The sequence below is a fragment of the Halomonas sp. 72 genome, from assembly GCF_052379785.1.
Taxonomy (GTDB): Bacteria; Pseudomonadota; Gammaproteobacteria; order Pseudomonadales; family Halomonadaceae; genus Vreelandella; species Vreelandella citrativorans.
The window spans coordinates 1-1761 of the sequence record NZ_JBQSYY010000045.1; the positions used below are offsets into that span (position 1 = coordinate 1).

General features: G+C 59.4%; 1 protein-coding gene. It reads left to right on the top strand.

Going from position 1 to position 1761, the window contains the following annotated elements:
* Positions 1-297: 297 nt before the first annotated feature.
* Positions 298-1686, top strand: coding sequence for an RNA-guided endonuclease IscB (gene iscB / locus ACT3T6_RS17645; protein WP_193084857.1), 1389 nt, complete (start codon positions 298-300; stop codon positions 1684-1686).
* Positions 1687-1761 lie beyond the last annotated feature (75 nt).

Below are 1761 nucleotides of genomic sequence, written 5' to 3' on the forward strand. Positions count from 1 at the left end.
GTCAATTACCTCCGGCTGAAGCCGGAGGCTTGTAAAAGCAAGCCCGGTTGACCAGGGAAAGCGGTAGCCAACCCGCTACGTTGATAACAGGTCGCCAAGACTCACCGCCAAATGCTTCCTCAGTTTGGCGCTCTGAAAGGTCAGGATCATGCTGGCGCAGGGTAAAACGCCGAAGGTCTTGATCGCTGCCGATAGCCATATCGTTGGCAGGAGCCGGTTATCAACCTTCCCGAGGGGAGACGGGGCGAAAGCCCTGCGACACCAGGCCCGTAAGGGCATTGATTAGGAGGAAATCGCATGGCGGTTTTCGTATGGGATAAACACAAGCGGCCACTGATGCCGTGCAGCGAAAAGCGCGCCCGGTTGCTGTTGGCGCGTGGTCGTGCCGTGGTACATAAGCGCTATCCGTTCACGATCCGGCTGAAAGATCGGGTGGGTGGTGACACGCAACCGCTTCGCCTGGGCATCGACCCTGGCAGCAAAACGACCGGGCTGGCGTTGATGCGTGAAACGGACAGCACCGAATCAGACGGCCCGCAACGGCATGTATTGTGCTTATTTGACCTGGTGCATCGTGGCTATCAGATCAAGAAGTCACTGGAGCAGCGCCGTGGCTTTCGGCGGCGTCGCCGGTCAAAGAATCTGCGTTATCGCGCCCCGCGCTTCAACAATCGCACCAAGCCCAAAGGCTGGCTGGCCCCCAGCCTGCAACATCGAGTGGATACGGTCATGGCCTGGGTAGAACGACTCAGCAAGCTAGCCCCCGTCACGGCCATCAGCCAGGAGTTGGTGCGCTTTGATACCCAGAAGCTCGACAACCCGGAGATTAGCGGGGTCGAGTACCAGCAAGGTACTTTGCTGGGCTACGAGGTACGCGAGTACCTGCTGGCAAAATGGGGCCGTGAGTGTGCCTATTGTGGCACCGGCGACACACCGCTGGAGATTGAGCATGTGGTGCCGCGTTCACGCGGTGGTTCCAACCGGGTCAGCAACTTGACCCTTAGCTGCCACCCCTGCAATCAGGCTAAGGGTTCGCTGCCGTTGGCGGACTTTTTCTCCCGTGACAAGGGGCTGAGAAAACGCCTCAAGGCTAACGGCTTATCAGCGGACGCACGGCTGGAGCGGGTACAACGCCAGCTCAAGCAACCGCTGCGCGATGCCAGTGCGGTTAATGCCACGCGCTGGGCACTGTTTAATGCGCTTAAAACGACGGGACTGCCGGTGGCAGTCGCCAGCGGTGGTCGCACTAAATACAACCGTCAGCGACTCGGCATTCCTAAGACTCACGCCCTGGATGCGGCTTGTGTGGGCGCTTTCGGCTGGTTGCACGACTGGACAGCCTCGACGCTAACGATCAAATGCACCGGGCGCGGCAACTACCAGCGCACCCGCTTGACGAAATATGGTTTTCCGCGTGGCTATCTGATGCGCCAGAAGCAGGTGCGGGGCTTTCAAACCGGCGACATAGTGAAAGCCGTGGTGCCTAGCGGCAAAAAGGCCGGTACCTATACGGGCCGCGTCGCGGTGCGCAAAACCGGCAGTTTCAATATCCAGACCGACCAGGGTGCCGTGCAGGGCATTTCGCACAAACACTGCACCGTGATACAACGCGGTGATGGCTACGGCTATCACCTCACCCCGACTATTCACCAACTAAAAGGAGGAGCGGGACAGGCGGTGGCGTAACCGAGTCGCTCTGCGAGCGACGCGCTATCCCTCCCGGCACTAGAAGTACCGGGTATCCCGCGCAAAATCTGATGA

Excerpts from the sequence above, each read along its gene's own strand:
- iscB (WP_193084857.1), top strand. The coding sequence starts at position 298 with ATGGCGGTTTTCGTATGGGATAAACACAAGCGGCCACTGATGCCGTGC.